Raw genomic sequence first — 1,954 nt, 5'->3', positions numbered from 1 at the left:
CCATAAGCGGTGGAACTTTCGAATAGTCGGATTGATCAAGCGTAATATTTACGTTATAAACGTTCGATCTCACCGTACTGAAACCGTCATTCGCTTGAATGTAGTAATTCAATTGGCTTTCAGTTAGCTTGTCCTTAGCAATGACAGCTTGATATTGATTGCTGCCCGTCACTGTCATAGGTACGGATTCATAGCTCGATTGTGAGGCCAACTGATAATAAACGGCAGCAGATACCGTTTCATTCTGCTCTGTGTTAGCAATCTGAGCTTGCAAGATCAAGTCATTCTTCTGATCGCCTTGGGTAACCGGCGTGTGGCCGATGACAGGAGGATCAGAGAAATACAGCGGAACAGGCGGAACCTGAGTAGGGTCGATAGTCCCTGGGGTGGCAGCGGTCGCATTCGCGTCGGCACCCGAACCGTACATCACCATGTTCTTCGATCCGTCCACTGGGAAGCGATAGAAAATCCCTTTTTCCGGTTTCGTCTGATCATCGTTCTGGTAGCTGGCAATCGAGATATCCGTGCCGTCTTTCTCTTGAATGACGAGATCCCTTGGGCTGCTGTTGTGCATGCCGCCACCGCCGTCAACGCGGAAAAGGTWCACATTTTCTTGCAAATTCGTATGGAAGTTCTGATTGAAATCCGCTGCTTGCAGGTTTAAATTAATCCCTTTATCCGTATTCATTGCCCAGAGGACGATGGAGGATTGCGCAGGAATTTTCATGCTCCCATTGGGATTTCCATTCTGATAGGGCCCCCAAACGGTGCTCGTCCCTGGATATCGGTACACCAGATTGTAATCTTTAAAATCCAGTGTTTTGTTCGTATTGTTATAAACTTCAATAAATTCATAAGCGTCTGAACTGCTGATATTCGCTGTATCCGGAACAAGCTCCGTAATCATCAGCTTAGGTAATTTGGAATAATCGACCGCGCTGATCTGCGCGTYGTTCTCTACGGCATTTGCCCCCATAGGAGTCAACATGCTGAACATCATACCGGCTACAGTCGCGCCGGATATCCATCGTTTGAAACTCTTTTTAACCAACTTGATAACGTCCCCTCATCATAAATAATTTTATTGGCTAATAATGCGTTCAATCAACCAGTAAAGCCCGAACACACCAATGATCCCGGAAGCGTATTGATTCCATTTAATTTGTAGTGGCAACCGTTTCATCCACAGGAGCACTGGAATCACAATCGCTACGACCACAAGTTGTCCAATTTCTACACCCAGGTTGAATGAAAATAAAGGAAGGGCCATATGTCCAGACAACGTTCCTCGCAGCACCTCGGCAAATCCGAATCCGTGCACAAGGCCAAACAACAACGTAACGATAACGCGCGCACTCTCTTTTCGCTTCCATATATTCTCTACAGCAATATACAGAATGCTTAGCGCAATTAAGGGTTCGACAATCTTAGGTGAGAGATAAGCGACCTCTAGAGAAGATAGGACTAGCGTAATGCAGTGACCTATTGTAAAGGCTGTAATCAGTCGCACTATCTTCCAGACCCTTTGCTCGGCAGCTAGCAGGAGACCAAGCACGAACAGCATGTGATCAAGCCCCGACCAGATGTGCTCCATCCCCATGAGGACGTAAGTCTTGAGCGTACTCACCCAAGAAGTCGGCGCCAAATTCACAGCAGGCTTCGTCGCATCCATAGCGGCAGATGCTGAAGGTGCTGCCACTGCTGACGGATTCCCAGCTGCTGCGCCAGGGCCTTGAATCTGCACAATATAATTTTGACTGCCAAGGACTTGCTGGATGGTTTGTCCACCGACCTGAATCGTGGCATAGTTGCTATGGTTGACATCGACCCCGCTGTACCAGAAGAAATTGTACTGCATGAGATATTGTTTCACAGGAGCAGCGAATTTGTATCGGATATCGATACCGATCATTTCCATAGTCGCTCGTTTCTCATGCTTTACAGCGGTAATAAC

At 47.2% G+C, this 1,954-nt stretch carries 2 protein-coding genes; both read right to left on the bottom strand.

Annotation, left to right across the window (positions count from 1 at the left end; all coding sequences use genetic code 11):
- The coding region (locus tag AC1DUA_RS35460) for a lamin tail domain-containing protein (protein WP_477504204.1) at positions 1 to 1,051 on the bottom strand (1,051 nt) is incomplete at its 3' end.
- Between the two features lie 30 nt (positions 1,052 to 1,081).
- A partial coding sequence (locus AC1DUA_RS35455) for a HupE/UreJ family protein (RefSeq protein ID WP_477504203.1) occupies positions 1,082 to 1,954 on the bottom strand: 873 nt, incomplete at its 5' end.

Source organism: Paenibacillus sp. 01T422, from assembly GCF_056398785.1.
The sequence above is the reverse complement of the archived record's forward strand: the minus strand, read 5'-3'. Positions and strand labels throughout refer to the sequence as shown.